The sequence below is a fragment of the Salinibacterium xinjiangense genome (genome assembly GCF_014645015.1).
Classification (GTDB): domain Bacteria; phylum Actinomycetota; class Actinomycetes; order Actinomycetales; family Microbacteriaceae; genus Rhodoglobus; species Rhodoglobus xinjiangensis.
The window spans coordinates 786,962-802,681 of sequence record NZ_BMLC01000001.1 but is presented as its reverse complement, the minus strand read 5'-3'; the positions used below and the strand labels follow the sequence as shown (position 1 = coordinate 802,681).

Below are 15,720 nucleotides of genomic sequence, written 5' to 3'. Positions count from 1 at the left end.
TACGTTGAGTACAGCTTCGAGTGACGTCTCAACTCCCGAGATGCAGTCGTTGATGTTAAGGAACGACCAATTCTCCAGCGACGGGAGCACCCTGCGAAGTATCGTGTCGGCTGCTATCGGGCCGTGGATGACAAGTATTTATCGGTGGCGCAGCCTGGTCGCCTCCTTGCCAGTGCGACCCGTCGACGAACCCGTATCGCATGCGCCGGGTCTGGACCCGGACAGGGTGCTGATCATCGGCAATGGGCTCGCTGTCGGCTGGGGGGTGCTCATCCACGATCTCGCCCTCCCCGGATTTCTCTCGCGCGCGCTGAGTGCGGCAACCGGTCGTGGGTCTGAGGTTCGTGCGCACATCGATCCGGACATCACGATCGCCACCGCGCAAAGAGCACTGTCTGCGTCGGATCTGGCATCGTACGATGCAGTCGTGGTGGTGATCGGCGCCAGCGACGCCTTCCAGCTGATTTCTCCACGGCGTTGGGCGCACCACATGGCGGTGCTCTTCCGTGCCCTCGAGCAGAGCGCCGGGGCTGCCCCGATTCTGATCGTCGGTATTCCCCCCATCAGCAGCATCCCGTTCTTCCGTGCGCATCCGGGGGGAATCATCGACAGGTGGGCGAAACACCTCAACAGCATCACCCGGAAGCTGTGCGACGCTCACCGCACGATCAGCTATGTAGCTCCGGTCTGGGCTGTGTCGGCGGCGAGGGATGATATCGACGGCCGTACCGATCGGTATCGGAGTCCCGAGGAGTACCGTTCGGCAACCGCGACCATCATGGATGCCCTTTTGCCTCTCCTCGAGACAGCGACCGCACTGGCCCATCACATCGATAGTGCTTCGGGATCGGCGCAGAGCAACGAGGCCCGCATGGCCGCGCTGGGGCGATTAGAGATCCTCGACACACCGACGGAGGTTCGCTTCGACTACATCGTCCGGATGGTGCGCACGATGTTCGGCACCGAAAGCGCCGCGTTCACACTGATCGACGCGGATCGGCAATGGAGCAAAGCTGTCCTCGGCACGAGCCAACGGGAGATCCCTCTCGAGCACTCCTTCTGCGCCCTGACCATCCAATCTCCCACACCCTTCGTGGTCCTCGACGCCCGGCACGATGAGCGGCCGTTACCGGCTACAGACGTTCGTTTCTACGCCGGATATCCGGTCGAAGCACCTGACGGAACCCGCATCGGCGCGATTTGCGTGTTCGACAGCAGACCACGGTCAAGTGTTACCACCGCCCAGCTCAGCTTCCTGCGTGAACTTGCTTTCAGCATCCAGCGAGAAATCGCCTAGCTTTCGGTATCGTGCCGGTGGCTCATCAGCGCACGTGAGCCTGCTCGAAGGACCGGTGATCGTTCCGCTGCACCGTCTAGGGCGCTACGGGTTTCACGGCGATCGCGCCCGTCAGTCGGGTCAGGATGACCGCGGTCAGCACTCCGGCCGCGAGGACGCTGGCGAGCACCACGATCTGGAACCGGCCCGCTTCCACGGGCGACGCGCCCGCGAAGATCGCGCCGACGAAGGTGCCTGGCAACACGACGATGCCCGTGGTGCGAGTCTGGTCGATCGAGGGCAGCAACGCGGTGTGGATGGCGGAGCGCGCCAGATCGAGGGTGGAGCGGCGGGGAGTCGCGCCCAGCGCGAGCCACCCCTCGACCTCATCCCAGTGATCGTGCACGGTCGAACGGAAGACGCGCTGGGTAAGGATCGCGATGGTCATCGTGTTCCCGATGACGATGCCGCCGATCGCGAGCACGTAGCGCGGCGAGAACTCAATGGCGCCCGCGACAAACACGATGAGCATGACGGTGATCGGGCCCACGAGCATGGCGATGGCCAGCGGGACGATACGCCGGGTGCCTCGCGGACTGCGCATGACGGCGGTGCCGACGGCTGCCACGAACATCACCGTGAGCCCGATGCCCACCCACAGCGGATCCCGGAGGATCCCGGTGAGAACGAGGCTGAGCGCGGTGAGTTGGATGGTCGCCCGCACGAGCGCGAACACGACCGCACGAGGCTGGCGGACGCCCGCTGCACCCAGCCCCACGGTCGCGATCGTAGCCAGGAGAAGTACGGCGACGGCCGTGGCGATCCAGGGGCTCGCATCCGTCATGATTCGACCCTAGGTCAGGATCGGTGTAACCGCCGACGCGCGCGGATCGCGGATATTGCGCTTGCGCTGACGGCTCCGTCGGGGCTTCGTGAGAGAACACACATGTGAATTACCCCTGGTTCAGGCCCAACCCCCAGTCGAGCTCGCCAGCCTTACCTCATGACCTCCACGATGCCCGAGCATGTCCGCACGATCCTGTTCAACAGGGTGCCCGAGATAACGCTCGCGTTCTGGGTTATCAAAATCCTTGCCACCACCACCGGCGAAACATTTGCGGACTACATCAACGTCGACCTCGCCCTCGGGCTGTCGATCACCACCTGGATCATGGGTGGCCTGCTCATCGTCGCCCTGGTGGCTCAGTTCGCAACAAAGCGATACACCTCCGGCGTCTACTGGACTGTCGTCGTGCTGATCAGCGTCGTGGGAACGCTCATCACCGACAACCTCACCGATGTCGTGGGTCTCCCGCTCTGGGTGAGTACCGTCATCTTCAGCGGGGTATTGGTGATCACGTTCGGCATCTGGTTCTACCGCGAGCGCACCCTGTCGATCCATACCATCTTCAGCCGCCGCCGTGAGGCGTTTTACTGGGTTGCTGTGCTCTTCACCTTCGCGCTCGGCACCGCGGCTGGCGACCTCATCACCGAGGGCTTCGGGCTCGGATACGTGTTCGGCACCATCCTGTTCGCATCATTGATCGCTGTCATCGCGATCGTACGGTTCGTGTTTCGCGCCAACGTGGTGTTCTGCTTCTGGGCGGCGTACATTCTCACACGCCCGCTCGGTGCATCGATCGGCGACCTGCTCTCACAGGCACCGGCCGACGGTGGCCTGGGCGTCGGCGCCACCGCAACCAGCGTTGTCTTCCTCGCCATCATCGTCGGTGTGGCGACGTATCTCGCAGTGAAGGTTTCTCGCCAGCGTCGTGCGGTAAGCCTCGATAACGCAACGCTCGAGCCTGTTTCGGCATAGCCGGGAAGCGTGGGCTCAGCGACCCTCAAGCGTGTGCTCGAGCGCAACCCAGGCGAGCATCGCGCACTTCACTCTCGCGACGTAACGAGAGACCCCGTTGAGCGCGATCGCATCCTCGAATCGCTCCTCGTCCAGCTCGATCGTGCCTCGAGAACGCATGGCCTCGCGGAATTCTTCGAGCAGCAGTTTCGTGTCGTCCACCTCGCGGCCCTCGACCAGGGTCGACAGCAGGGACGCGCTCGACTGCGAGATGGTGCAGCCGTGGCCCTTCCAGCCGACGTGGGCGATGGTGCCGGAATCCACCTCAATAGAGAGGGTGATCTCGTCGCCACAGGTCGGGTTCAGCTGGTGGGAGCTGGCCGTCGGATTATCGAGTGTCACCTGCCCGTGCGGGCTCTTCGAATGGTCGAGGATCAACTGCTGGTACAGCCCGTTCAGCTCGTCCGAACTCATGAGGTCACCCCGAAGTAGGTTCTTGCGTCGCTGACGCCCTGCAGGAAGCGGTCGATGTCATCGTCTGTCGTGTAGAGCGATCCGCTTGCGCGCGTCGTCGCGGTCAGCCCGAGTCTCCGGTGCAACGGCTGGGTGCAGTGGTGGCCGACGCGCACGGCGATGCCGCGGTCATCCAGGAACTGCCCGAGATCATGCGCGTGGATGCCCGCCACATCGATACTCGCAAGTCCCACCCGCTCGTCGTACTGGTGACCCGCCGTGCCGATCACGCGTACGCCGTCGATCGCGTCGAGACCGTCGAGCAGCCGACGGCCGACGTGCGCGCCATGGGCCGCGATCCGATCCATGCCGATCGCGTCGAGGTAGCGGGCGGCCGCGGCCAGCGCGATCGCCTGCGACACTCGCTGGGTGCCGGCCTCGAACCGTTGTGGAGCGGGCAGGAATTCGGCCCCCTCCATCGTGACGGTGGTGATCATGGAGCCCCCGGTGAGGAACGGCGGAAGGGCATCCAGCATGGGGCCGCGGCCGTAGAGCACACCGACGCCGGTCGGGCCGAGCATCTTGTGGCCCGAGAACACGGCGAAGTCGACGTCGAGTGCCCGTAAGTCGACCGGCAGGTGCGGAACGGACTGGCACGCATCGAGCACGACGATCGCACCGACCTGTCGCGCCCTCGCAATGATTTCGCTGACGGGGTTGATCGTGCCGAGCACGTTCGAGACATGACTGAATGTGACCAGCCTGGCTCGCTCCGTGATGATCTCGTCGATCAGGTCGACGCGAAGCACCCCGTCATCGTCAACGGGAATGAAGCGCAGGGTGGCGCCGGTGCGCAGTGCCAACTGCTGCCACGGGATGAGATTCGCGTGATGCTCCTGTTCGGTGACGACGATCTCGTCTCCGGGTGACAGGCGAAGTGCTGCGTGCTCGGGAGAGAAGGTCGCGTTCGAGAGGGCATAGGCGAGAAGGTTCAGACCCTCGGTCGCGCCGGAGGTCCACACGATCTCGTCGGCCGTCACGCCCACGAATCCAGCGACGGTGGCCCTGGCATTCTCGAACTCTTCTGTCGCTTCGGCCGCGAGCATGTGGGCGCCACGATGCACCGCGGAGTTGCGACGGAGGTAGAAGTCGCGCTCAGCGTCAAGCACAGCGAGTGGCTTCTGTGAGGTGGCGCCCGAGTCGAGGTAGGCGAGTGGATGCCCGTTCACTTCGGTCTGCAGGATGGGGAAGTCGCCGCGGATGCGCTCGACATCGGCGGGCGACAGCATCGCCTGGGTCGATGGTGTCGTTGTCATCGGTGTCGTCCGCCTTTCGATTTCAGTGCCAGCGACCAGATGCGCGTGCGTTACCAGTGTCAACCCTCGCGTGGCGGGACAATTCCCTCGCCCAAAAACTACAAGGCCGTAGACCGAACATTCTGCTATTGGACTGTACGATAAGGGCCTGAACTTTCCCCGAGATTGCGGGAGAACGGAAGGCTGTTCTGTGGGAATTCTGTTGTATGGCGCGTCCGGGACTGAGATCCCGTTCGATGATCGCGCCCTCGCGCACCTCCAGATCGTCATCACGGCCAAGCTTCGTCGCCGGGAAGGATTCGTGTTCTCATGGACCAACGCCCCCGGTGCGGGAAGCGGCCGGAGCGCGATCTGGCTGGACCCGAGCAGCACACTGTTCTTCCGCTACTTCGGCAGTCGACCGCCTGTCATTAACCGGGATTGGATCGAGGTGCTCGCGGCGTCATCCAACAACCCGGCTGGGCTGTCATTCAGCCCGGAACCGGAGCCACCGTCGGCATCATGACCCTCCGCATCGGGCTCCAGCCGTATCACTCGAACAGCAAATAATCGACCCCCCTGACACGAACGGCCCCGAGTTCTAGCCTGTCGTTATGACTACTTCGAATGCACGTGACACGAAGGCTCCAACCGGCTCAGGCGCAAGGGTCACACGGCGCCAGAATGCTGAGCACGGTTTCACCGCCTCGAAGACCCTCACTGACGACATGCAGAAGGTGCTGGTCGACCTTCTCGAGCTGCAGATCCAGGGCAAGCAGGCGCACTGGAACGTGGTCGGCCGCAACTTCCGTGACACCCATCGCATTCTCGATGAAATTATCGACGAGACTCGCGAGTTCAGTGACGCTATTGCCGAGCGCATGCGGGCGCTCCACGGAATTCCGGATGGGCGCAGTGACACGATCGCTGGCACCACGAGCCTCCCCGAGTATCCCGCGGGGGAGATCGACACCACCGAGACCGTCGACCTGGTCACCATCCGCCTGGAAGCAACCGTCGCCACGATGCGTGGGGTTCACGATGAGGTGGACAACGAAGATCCGACGAGTGCCGACATCCTGCATGGCATCATCGAAAAGCTCGAGCAGTTCGCCTGGATGGTCTCGGCAGAAAACCGCACCCCAGCCACGAAGAAGTAGCGGAACCTGCACAGCCGTGCCCCCCAAGGGCGGACTGTGACGAAGGCGCTGAGGTATGTAGCGTGGGACAGTGCTCACTTTTGGTACACACTTGGAGGCGATGGTGACAATACCCGGCATGGGCGACCAGCGGAAGCGTTTTGAGATCCGATTCAAGTCAGAGCTCAGTTGGCGCGACGGCACTGTCGACGGTGTTCCCTCGTGGTACTCGCAATTGCTGACCGACCTGATCCTGGCGACCGGCGAGGGCGAGATCCGGTATTTTTCGGCGAAGTATGTTGCGCCGCGCGGCGAGAGCCATGCGTCGGTCTCGGTCGTGGCATTCACCGACGACATCGTCGCCTATGCGAACTTCGATGGCGATCCCGGCGCGGTGTCAACTCCTCTCGAGGTGACGGTCACTGCCCGGAAGGGGCTCAGCAGCTTCGCGCTGGAGTCTTTCGCGGACGGTGCTGAGCCCACCGGCGACGGGCTCGGAGACGTGCGCATCACCGTGAACTATCCCCAGTTCAGTCGCACCCTCCCGCTGGGGGAGTCCGACTGGAGTGACCGCGACAGCGAGACGGCCGACCTCATATCGTGCCTCAGGCGTGACGTCGTAGCCTGATTCGGACCAGGGCCGGGTGCGTGCTGCGCTCATCGTGCCTGCGCCTGCGCCTGCGCTTCCGCCCGTGCTTCCGCCCGTCGTTGCTGGCGCGCGCGAGTTGAGCGGCGGCTCGATGAGGCGGATCCACGCCCAGAGAGCGAGGCAGAGCGCCGCGAACGCGAGCGAGAGGCCGACGAGCGACGGGACGGGGAAGGTGGATCCGCCCGCGATCACGACGCCGGCGATGGTGCCCGCGGCGAGAGCGACAGCGACCCATGTGACCGGTGACCATTCGAAGATGAGGCGGCCGGGCATCCGGCTCACCGGCAGGGCCAGGACGACCGCGGAACCTATCGCCGCGATGCAGAGGCTCGACAGGGTTTCGGTTGCCAGCAACGGGAGAAATCCGGTCACCGCGCCGATCGCGCTGTGGGCGAGCCACGCTGCGAGCCCGAGAGCAAGCGTCACGGCGAGCTGGAGCGTGGCGACGAGTCCCCGTGACCGGGCGGGAACCTCGGCCAGGAAGGATGCCGCGATCACGACTCCCACGATGACGGGGGGCTGGATGCCGCCAGCGCGCGACACGAGGGCGGCGAGCGCGGCGATCGTCAGGAATATCGGCACCAGCCTGAGTCGTGATTCACCGCCCAGCGCTTTCGTGGCCATCCGCGTCGTCAGCGCCACGGAGATACCGTTCAGCACGAGCAGTGCGATCGCGACGGCGATGGCGAGCCTGAGGTAGCGCACTTCACCCTGGATGCCGCCGGCAAGCGCGGCGAGTGCGGCGGCGGCACCGATCGCGCCCAGCAGGGTCATCCTGGGGCGCAGCTGGGGAACCTCGGATGCCGTCAACCTGCTGTGATCCCGCGCGAAGTAGTGACGCGGGAAACGGCTGCGCAGGGCGGTGAGCGCCAAACGCAGTGGCATGGCAATCAGTAGCACGAAGACGACCCCCAGGCCGAGGCCCCACAGCCATGCGCTGCCGGTGGCTGTCGATTCGACGGAGGGGATGGCGCCGCCGTACTGGGTCGGAGTGCCCCAGGTGTCGAGTGGAGGAAGCCCCGAGATGCCGCCCACCGGCGGAGGGAAGAACGGGAGGGTAGGAACCGCGGCGGGAGCTTCGGCGGTGTCCTGTGCGGCAGCGGGAGGGGGGACGGGGACCGGCGTGGCCTGGTCGGTCGCGGGAGGCTCGACGAAGCTCGGCTTCTGTCGCTCCGGCTGGGGGGCGACCGGAGCGGTCGCGCCGGTGATGGAGATCGCGATGCCCGGAGTTGCGCCACTGGGATTGCCGGCGAGATCCCACTGGATACCCTGCACGCTGTGCGGCCCTTCACCGAGGGCGGAGGAACAGGACCAGTTCCCGGCGCCGACGCTGCTCGAGCAGACGAGGGTGCCATCCACGAAGACATCGACCCTGGCGCCGTTCTCTCCGGTTCCGGCGAAGACCGTCGGCTGGCTTCCCGGCTGGGCGCCGGAGACCGGCTGGGTGAATACCGGGTAGGCCGGTGGATCCCGGTCGACCCTGATGACCACGGCGCCACTCGTGCCACCTGGTTGGTTGTCATCGTCTGCCCATGTCTGCGTCGCAGACACGGAATAGTCGCCCGACGCGCTGACGACCAGTGGGCAGGACCAGTATCCACTCGGCTGCACGATGCCGGGGCAGTTGCCGACAGCGGAACCGGAGAGCACGATCCCCGAACCGGGGTAGCCGGTGCCCGTCACGAGACCGGTGGTCAGGATGGGTGAACGGCCGGTGATCGTCGGCGCTGGCAGCGCCCTCACGGTGACTCGGGCCTGCTCCGGAGTGGGGTCGCCGTCGAAACGCTGGAAAACGGTAACGGTGTTGCGCCCCGTGGGCGCACTGAATGTGCACTCCCATGTCGAACCGCCAGCCTGGATGGCACAGGAGGGCGCGCCACCCGTCAGGGATTGCACTTCAACGATGCCTGCCGGGTCTTTGGTGCCGGATATCGTGACGCTCGAACTCGCGAACAGGGCATCGTTCGACGGCGAATCGATGACGAGAGGCGCGGTGAGCGCGCGAGTCCCGCCGGGCGGGGCGGTGGATCCGGGTGTCGGTTCGACCGCCGCCATGGCCGACAGGGGAACGGTTCCGAGAAGGGCGAGCAAAATTCCTGCGGACAGCACGACGAGCGCCGCCCCGCGGTGGCGGACCGACCATCCCTGGTCTTGCGTGTCGCGAAACCTCACCGTGAGTCAATTGAGCAAGAGATAGACAGACAAGTCAATCCCAACGCTCCAGTGTTGCGAAATACTCAGGTTGAATCGTTATGTCGGATTCTTTCATTGCGTACTGGAGCAAGCGTCTGGGACACTTGACCCAATCCGGCCTGGGAGGGCGACGTGGTTCGAATGTCTGGCGCCGAGCGCCGCGAGCTGCTTGCCGCCGCGGCCCTCCGCGTCATCGGCAACCATGGGCTTTCCCAGGCGACGACGCGCGCAATCGTGGCCGAGGCCGGGATGTCGCTCGCGAGCTTCCACTACGCATACCGCTCCCGGGACGAACTTCTCACCGAGGTGATGCAGCGGGTCGTCGACGGCGAGATGTCAGCCGCGAGCCTGTCGCTCAAGCCGGGGAGCGACATCCGGAACTCGGTGCTGGACGGAATGCACGCCTTCTTCGACTATGTGCGGGCTGATCCAGCGCACGAACGTGCTCTCCAGGAGTTGCTGCAGCATGCCCTGGTCACGCCCGGTCTCCACCATCTCGCCAGGGCACAGTACGAGAGCTACCACCGGGCAGCGACCAAGTTGCTGGCCAGCGCCGCGCTCGCTGCCGGGGTGACGTGGAGGGATCCCCTCGCCGATGCAGCCCGATTCGTCGTGACGATGACGGACGGGATCACACTGGCCTGGCTCGCCGATGGAGACACCGCCGCGGCACAACGCACGATCGAACTCGCAGCAACGGCGATCGCCCGGCTCGCCGATCCTGTGCCTGCCGAACCTGTGCTCGCAGGCCCGGCGCCCGATTCTTCGCCTGCGTCATCACAGGACAGGAGCGGCTGCGCGTGAGACTCACCAGGCCCACCACAGAGCCCTGGCTCGCGCCCGAGCTCTACTGGCCGGCCCTGACCGGGGCGACAGCCGCGCTTGGCACCCCGTTCGGCACCATCGACGCTGCAGCGCTCGCATTCAATGCCCACGACATGCTGCGCCGGGCCCAGGGCATACCGATCCGGATCGCGAGCAAATCGGTGCGCGTCAGGGGCGTGATCGATGCGGTGCTGGAGCTGCCCGGCTACCGGGGAGTGCTCGCGTACACCCTCGCCGAGGCGCTCTGGCTCGCCGAAACTATCGACGATGTCGTGGTCGGCTACCCCTCGGTCGACCGGTCCTCCATCGCCGCGCTCGGAAGCTCGCCGCTGCTCGCTGGCCGGGTCACGATCATGGTCGACTCGATCGAGCAGCTCGACATCGTGGATGCCGTGCTGCCGCCGGCTCGGCGGGAGAACATCCGGGTGTGTATCGAGCTCAACGCCTCCTGGAAGTCCCGGATGCTCGGCTACCTCGGCGTCTTCCGCTCACCGGTCTTCACCGTCGACCAGGCCGTGGCGCTCGCGCGAGCCGTGATCGCCCGACCGGGATTCATCCTCGTCGGGCTGATGGCGTACGAATCCCAGATCGCCGGTGTAGTCAACCGTCCGGCTGGGAAACCCGCGCGGGGGCGCATCGTCGACTGGGTGCAGAAGAACTCGGGAGAAGAGCTGATCCGCCGCCGCGGCGAGGTCGTCGTCGCCGTTCGGGAACTCGCCGAACTCGAGTTCGTGAACGGTGGTGGCACCGGGTCGCTCGAGCTCACGGCATCCGATTCCTCCGTCACCGAAGTCGCGGCCGGAAGTGGGCTCTTCGGCCCCCACCTGTTCGATGGCTATAGCCACTTCCAGCCCGCGCCCGCCGCGGCCTTCGCGCTGTCTGTGGTGCGCAAGCCGACTCCGGAGATGGCGACCCTTCTCGGCGGCGGCTGGATCGCCTCGGGGCCGCCAGCCCTCGACCGACTCCCGCAGCCGGTGTGGCCCATGGGTCTCGGATTCGTCGCCCGCGAAATGGCGGGAGAGGTGCAGACCCCACTCACGGGCGCGGGCGCACTCTCCGTCGGAGACCGGGTATGGATGCGACACACCAAGGCCGGTGAGTTGAGCGAGCACGTGAACGAGTTCGCGATCGTCGTCGACGAACAGGTCACCGAGATGATGCCGACCTACCGCGGCGAAGGAAAGGCATTCCTGTGACGATCACCACTTCGACGATCATCACTGGCCGGCCCTGGCAGAACTGGGGACGCTCGGTGAGCGCGCATCCCGCCTACGTCGCCACGGCGTCGTCGGTCGATGACGTGTGTGCTGCCGTGGAGTTCGCCCGTGACCGGGGGCTGAACCTCAAGCCCATCGGCGCCGGCCACAGCTTCACCTCCATTGGGGCGACGGACGGCGTGCAGCTCGACGTCGCCGGGATCGGCGGCATTATCTCGTCCGACGGCAACCTGGTCAGGGTCGGCGCCGGCACCTACCTCCACCAGCTGCCCGGACTGCTGGCTCCACTGGGCCTCGCCCTCGAGAACATGGGCGACATCGACACGCAGACCATCGCCGGTGCGACCTCGACCGGAACCCACGGCACCGGAGCATCGTTCGGTGGCCTGGCCACCCAGCTCGAGGCGATCACCCTGGTATCTGCCGATGGCACCCTGCTAACCATCAGCGCGAACCAGAATGCCGAGCTGCTCCCCGCGGCGCGGCTCGGCCTCGGTGCGCTGGGAGTCGTGGTCGACGTGACGCTCAGGTGCGTTCCTGATTTCATGATGCACGCCGTCGAGAAGGCCGAGCCGCTCGACGAGGTTCTCGACGATTGGGCGCACCGCGCGTCATCCGTCGATCATTTCGAGTTCTACTGGTTCGCGCACACCACCTCCGCCCTGACCAGGTCCAACACGCGGCTTCCCGCAGACACCCCACGCCGGGTACAGGGCCGGTTCGCTGCCTGGGTCGACGACGAATTGCTGCCCAATCGGCTGTATGCAGCCCTGTGCGAGCTCGGGGTCAGGATGCCGTCGACCATCCCGCCCCTCAACCGGCTTTCCGAGCGGCTCGTCGCCACGCGTGAGATCACCGACAGCTGGCATCCCGTGTTCACCTCCCCGAGGCGAGTGCGTTTTCGAGAGATGGAGTACGCGATTGCCCGGGAGCATGTTCCGGATGCCCTCCGCGAGATCCGCGCGACCATCGAGCGCAACGGCTGGCGCATCACGTTTCCCGTGGAGGTGCGAGCCACCGCCAGCGACGACAACTGGCTGTCCACCGCGCACGGCCGTGACACGGGCTATATCGCCGTTCACCGGTACTACCGCGAAGATCCGACCGAGTATTTCGCCGCCGTGGAATCGATCATGATGGGCTTCGGGGGGCGCCCGCACTGGGGCAAGATGCACGGTCGTGACACCGCGAGCCTGCGCCCGGCATATCCGCGATTCGACGACTTCCTCGCGATCCGTGACAGGCTCGACCCTGGGCGGTTGTTCGCGAATGATTATCTGCGGAAAGTTTTGGGCGAATGAGCGACAGCACGCGAGGGATATCCCGACAGCACACGCCGAGCGAATGGCTGCACGATCCGGACGGATTCTCGGCGACCATGCCGAGAGGCTTCGAGATCGGCGTCTCGACAGCAGCGTTCCAGATCGAGGGAGCGGTGCGTGACGACGGACGCGGACCGTCGACGTGGGACGAATTCATGGGACAGCCTGGCCGCATCGCCGACGGGTCCAACGCATCGGTAGCCACCGACCACTACCACCGGTATCGCGAAGACGTGGCGCTCATGAAAGAGTTGGGCGTCGACTCCTACCGGTTCTCGCTCGCTTGGCCACGCATCCAGCCCGGGGGAGTGGGCGGCCCCAACCGTGCAGGAATCCAGTTCTACGACCGCCTGATCGATGAGTTGCTCGCGGCGGGGATCAAGCCCATGGCCACCCTGTTCCATTGGGACATGCCTGAGCCGCTACAGCACAGGGGCGGATGGATGCTGCGCGACACCGCCAGTCGTTTCGCCGACTTCGCCATCATCGCGGGTGAGGCATTCGGTGACAGGGTCGACAAGTGGGTCACCATCAACGAGCCCACCACGGTCACGCTCAACGGATACGCCCTCGGAATCCATGCGCCCGGTGCCACGCTCATGTTCGACTCCCTCATCTCCGCGCACCACCAACTGCTCGGCCACGGTCTCGCCGTACAGGCGCTGCGGTCGGTCGGTGTGAAGGGAGGCATCGGCATATCGAACGTACATTCGCCGGTGCATCCGGCCAAAGACAACATGAAGACCCGGGCATACGCCGAGCTCTTCGACATCATTCACAATCGCATCTTCGCCGACCCGGTGCTACTCGGCCACTACCCGAAGTTCCCGTTGCTGTCGCGAAAACTCTTCAAGCCGCTGATTGAAGTGGATGCCGCCGACCTCAGGACCATCGCGCAGCCGCTGGACTTCTACGGTCTGAACTATTACATGCCCTCGCGCATCGGTTCTGGCGCCCCCAACGACGATGCCACCCCGGACGGCTCTGCTGAGAGTGTGCGTGAACTGCCGTTCCACCTCAGGCCGTGGCCCGAATTCCCGACCACCGGGTTCGGCTGGCCGATCGCCCCGGAGTTTCTCACTGAGACGCTCAACGACTACGCCACGCGCTATGAGGGCGTGCTGCCTCCGGTGTACATCACCGAGGGCGGGGCGAGTTTCGATGATGTCGTCGCCGACGACGGGTCCGTCGACGACGCGAACCGGGCCAGCTATCTCGCCGATCATGTCTCGGCGGCGTTCGCCGGTGTCGAGGGCGTCGATGTGCGCGGGTACTACGTGTGGACCCTGCTCGATAACTGGGAGTGGGCGGCCGGCTTCGAGCAGCGCTTCGGCCTGATCCATGTCAACGACCAAACCCAGGAACGCACACCGAAGCGTTCGTACCACTGGCTGCAGAAGGTGCTGCGGGCCAGAACCTGACGGGTGGCTGTTACGCCACGACGAGAGAACGGATGTCGCGACCCGGCAGCGCCTCGCGTCCACCCAGCCCATCGAGCTCGAGTACGACGCTCACGCCGGTCACGGTCCAGCCGGCTCGCTCCACGAGTGTCGTCGCTGCGGCCAGTGTGCCGCCCGTGGCGAGGATGTCGTCGAGCACCAGCACGCGGCATCCCGATGGCAGGTTGTGGGGCTGCACCTCGAGCGTGGCCTCACCGTATTCGAGCGAGTAGCTCTCCGAGATCACGTCTGGCGGCAGCTTGCCGGCCTTGCGGATGACGGCGACTCCCACCCCGAGGGCGTAGGCGGCCGCCGCCGCCAGCACGAATCCGCGGGCTTCGACGCCGGCGACCACATCCACCCGTCCCCTGAATGGCTCGACCAGGGCATCGGTGACCAGCCTCAGCGCCGAACCGTCGGCGAACACCGGGGTGAGATCGCGGAAGACGATGCCCGGTTTCGGAAAATCCGGTACGAGAGCTGTCAGCGCTTCGATGGCGTCGGCTGCGGATTTCTCGAGTGTCGATGGCATAGGTCGAGCCTAGGGCGAAGCTGTGAGAGCACGGCCCGTCCGGGAAAACGGAGGGGTGCTCGGATAGTATGACGCCATGGAGTTCCTGATCGTCATCGGCGTCATCGTTCTGCTCGTCGTGATCGTGGGCATCTACCTGTGGTCGACCTACAACTCACTGGTCACGCTGAATGTGCGCGTCGACGAGGCATGGAGCGACATCACGGTGCAGCTCAAGCGTCGTGCCGACCTGCTGCCCAACCTCATCGAGGCGGTCAAGGGTTACGCTGCCCACGAGAAGGGCGTCTTCGAGGCGGTGACCAAGGCTCGTGCGGAGACGCTCGGCGCGCAGGGCCCGGTCGACGCCGCCGCAGCCGAGAACCACATGCAGAGTGCGCTGAAGAGCATCTTCGCCGTCGCCGAGGCCTACCCCCAGCTGCAGGCCAGCCAAAACTTCCTGCAGCTGCAGGGCGAACTGGTCGACACTGAAGACAAGATCCAGGCCAGCCGTCGCTTTTACAACGGTGGCGTGCGCGAACTCAACACGAAGATCAAGGTGTTCCCGAACACATTGTTCGTGCGCAACCTCGGTTTCACCGAGCGCGAATTCTTCGAGGTGACGGATGCCGCAGCTATCGCAGAACCGCCCCGCGTGCAGTTCTGATCTCCCCGAATCCCGAGAGCCCGGCCTGGACGTTTAGATGTATCGCGCCATAGCGAAGAACAAGCGCAACACGATCTTCATCATCATTCTGTTCGTCATCATCATCGGGTTCCTCGGTTTCGCGCTGAGTTCCCTGATGGGCGGCGACCCACTGACGATCACGATCGGCACGATCATCGGCGCGGGGATCTTCACCGTCATCCAGTACTTTGCGGCATCGAGCCAGGCACTGTCGATCAGCGGTGCCCAAGAGATCCAGAAGTCCGATAACCCGCGGCTGTACAGGATCGTCGAGAACCTGTCGATCACCACGGGAACGCCGATGCCGAAGGTCTACATCGTGAACGACCCGGCGCCGAATGCGTTTGCGACGGGTCGAGACCCCCAGCATGCGGTCGTCGCGGCGACCACGGGCATCCTCGAGCTGCTCGACGACGACGAGCTCGAAGGTGTGATGGCTCACGAAATGGGCCACGTGCAGAACTACGACATCAGGGTCTCGATGATCGTGTTCGGGCTGGTTGTGGCTGTCGGTTTCATTTCAGATATCGCGCTGCGCTTCACCCTCTTCGGTGGTCGCGGCAATAACAACAACAACGGCGGCAACCCGATCATGATCGTCGTCGGCCTGGCCGCGCTGGTGATCTCCCCGCTCGTTGCTGCGGCGGTGCAGGCGTCGATCTCACGCCAGCGCGAATACCTCGCGGATGCCACCGGGGCGCTCACCACGCGGCATCCTGACGCTCTCGCCAGCGCCCTGCAGAAGCTTGCGGATCACAGTCGCCCGATGATCAAGCAGAACTCGACCATGGCGCACATGTGGATCTCCGACCCCACGAAGCCCGGAATCATGGACCGACTCTTCAGCACGCACCCGCCGCTCGCCGACCGCATCGCGCGTCTCGGCAAGATCGGCGGCAGTTTCTAGCCGCTGGAGCA

At 65.0% G+C, this 15,720-nt stretch carries 15 protein-coding genes; 10 read left to right on the top strand and 5 right to left on the bottom strand.

The features are described from left to right. Nucleotides 1-127: 127 nt before the first annotated feature. Nucleotides 128-1,297 (top strand): GAF domain-containing protein, encoded by a 1,170-nt coding sequence (locus IEW81_RS03785; protein WP_179691820.1) that lies wholly within the window; start codon nt 128-130, stop codon nt 1,295-1,297. 76 nt (nt 1,298-1,373) lie between these two features. On the opposite strand, the gene IEW81_RS03780 is transcribed toward IEW81_RS03785, so the two are convergent. After that, nucleotides 1,374-2,120, bottom strand: a complete 747-nt coding sequence (locus IEW81_RS03780; protein WP_097060437.1) for an ABC transporter permease — start codon at nt 2,118-2,120, stop codon at nt 1,374-1,376. A 159-nt stretch (nt 2,121-2,279) separates the two neighbouring features. Between IEW81_RS03780 and IEW81_RS03775 the strand changes: the two genes are divergently transcribed. After that, complete coding sequence (locus IEW81_RS03775) at nt 2,280-3,095, top strand: COG4705 family protein (RefSeq protein WP_097060438.1); 816 nt, start codon at nt 2,280-2,282, stop codon at nt 3,093-3,095. 15 nt (nt 3,096-3,110) lie between these two features. Here IEW81_RS03775 and sufU read toward each other — a convergent pair whose 3' ends face one another. Together sufU and IEW81_RS03765 are read right to left on the bottom strand one after the other, a co-directional pair. Further along, nucleotides 3,111-3,548 carry a Fe-S cluster assembly sulfur transfer protein SufU gene (gene sufU / locus IEW81_RS03770; protein ID WP_097060439.1) on the bottom strand — a complete coding sequence of 146 codons (438 nt, stop codon included), beginning with the start codon at nt 3,546-3,548 and terminating at the stop codon, nt 3,111-3,113. After that, nucleotides 3,545-4,843 (bottom strand): SufS family cysteine desulfurase, encoded by a 1,299-nt coding sequence (locus IEW81_RS03765; protein ID WP_097060440.1) that lies wholly within the window; start codon nt 4,841-4,843, stop codon nt 3,545-3,547. The genes sufU and IEW81_RS03765 overlap by 4 nt, the downstream gene beginning before the upstream one ends. Nucleotides 4,844-5,033: 190 nt before the next feature. Here IEW81_RS03765 and IEW81_RS03760 point away from each other — a divergent pair, with 190 nt between their 5' ends. Together IEW81_RS03760 and IEW81_RS03755 are read left to right on the top strand one after the other, a co-directional pair. Next, entirely contained in the window at nt 5,034-5,348 is a 315-nt protein-coding gene (locus IEW81_RS03760) for a DUF7882 family protein (RefSeq protein ID WP_097060441.1), read from the top strand. 88 nt (nt 5,349-5,436) lie between these two features. Then, the gene (locus IEW81_RS03755) at nt 5,437-5,982 is read left to right on the top strand and encodes a Dps family protein (RefSeq protein ID WP_097060442.1); all 546 of its coding nucleotides are present in this window, start codon (nt 5,437-5,439) and stop codon (nt 5,980-5,982) included. A 376-nt stretch (nt 5,983-6,358) separates the two neighbouring features. On the opposite strand, the gene IEW81_RS03750 is transcribed toward IEW81_RS03755, so the two are convergent. After that, nucleotides 6,359-8,782, bottom strand: a complete 2,424-nt coding sequence (locus tag IEW81_RS03750; protein ID WP_097060443.1) for an Ig-like domain-containing protein — start codon at nt 8,780-8,782, stop codon at nt 6,359-6,361. 162 nt (nt 8,783-8,944) lie between these two features. Between IEW81_RS03750 and IEW81_RS03745 the strand changes: the two genes are divergently transcribed. The 4 genes from IEW81_RS03745 (at nt 8,945) to IEW81_RS03730 (ending at nt 13,588) form a co-directional block, all read left to right on the top strand. Further along, a complete protein-coding gene (locus IEW81_RS03745; RefSeq protein WP_097060444.1) occupies nt 8,945-9,607 on the top strand; it encodes a TetR/AcrR family transcriptional regulator in 663 nt (220 codons plus the stop codon). Beyond that, nucleotides 9,604-10,824: an alanine racemase gene (locus IEW81_RS03740; protein ID WP_097060445.1), complete on the top strand. Its 1,221-nt coding sequence runs from the start codon at nt 9,604-9,606 to the stop codon at nt 10,822-10,824. Before IEW81_RS03745 ends, IEW81_RS03740 begins: the two co-directional genes overlap by 4 nt. Continuing rightward, nucleotides 10,821-12,146 carry a D-arabinono-1,4-lactone oxidase gene (locus tag IEW81_RS03735; RefSeq protein ID WP_229671225.1) on the top strand — a complete coding sequence of 442 codons (1,326 nt, stop codon included), beginning with the start codon at nt 10,821-10,823 and terminating at the stop codon, nt 12,144-12,146. Before IEW81_RS03740 ends, IEW81_RS03735 begins: the two co-directional genes overlap by 4 nt. Before the next feature lie 77 nt (nt 12,147-12,223). Then, the gene (locus IEW81_RS03730; RefSeq protein WP_229671277.1) at nt 12,224-13,588 is read left to right on the top strand and encodes a GH1 family beta-glucosidase; all 1,365 of its coding nucleotides are present in this window, start codon (nt 12,224-12,226) and stop codon (nt 13,586-13,588) included. A 10-nt stretch (nt 13,589-13,598) separates the two neighbouring features. Here IEW81_RS03730 and IEW81_RS03725 read toward each other — a convergent pair whose 3' ends face one another. Next, nucleotides 13,599-14,138 carry an adenine phosphoribosyltransferase gene (locus tag IEW81_RS03725; protein WP_097060447.1) on the bottom strand — a complete coding sequence of 180 codons (540 nt, stop codon included), beginning with the start codon at nt 14,136-14,138 and terminating at the stop codon, nt 13,599-13,601. A 76-nt stretch (nt 14,139-14,214) separates the two neighbouring features. On the opposite strand from IEW81_RS03725, the gene IEW81_RS03720 reads away from it, so the two are divergent. Both IEW81_RS03720 and IEW81_RS03715 read left to right on the top strand, forming a co-directional pair. Then, the gene (locus IEW81_RS03720) at nt 14,215-14,781 is read left to right on the top strand and encodes a LemA family protein (protein ID WP_097060448.1); all 567 of its coding nucleotides are present in this window, start codon (nt 14,215-14,217) and stop codon (nt 14,779-14,781) included. Nucleotides 14,782-14,818: 37 nt separating this feature from the next. Then, nucleotides 14,819-15,709, top strand: a complete 891-nt coding sequence (locus tag IEW81_RS03715) for a M48 family metallopeptidase (RefSeq protein ID WP_097060449.1) — start codon at nt 14,819-14,821, stop codon at nt 15,707-15,709. Nucleotides 15,710-15,720 lie beyond the last annotated feature (11 nt).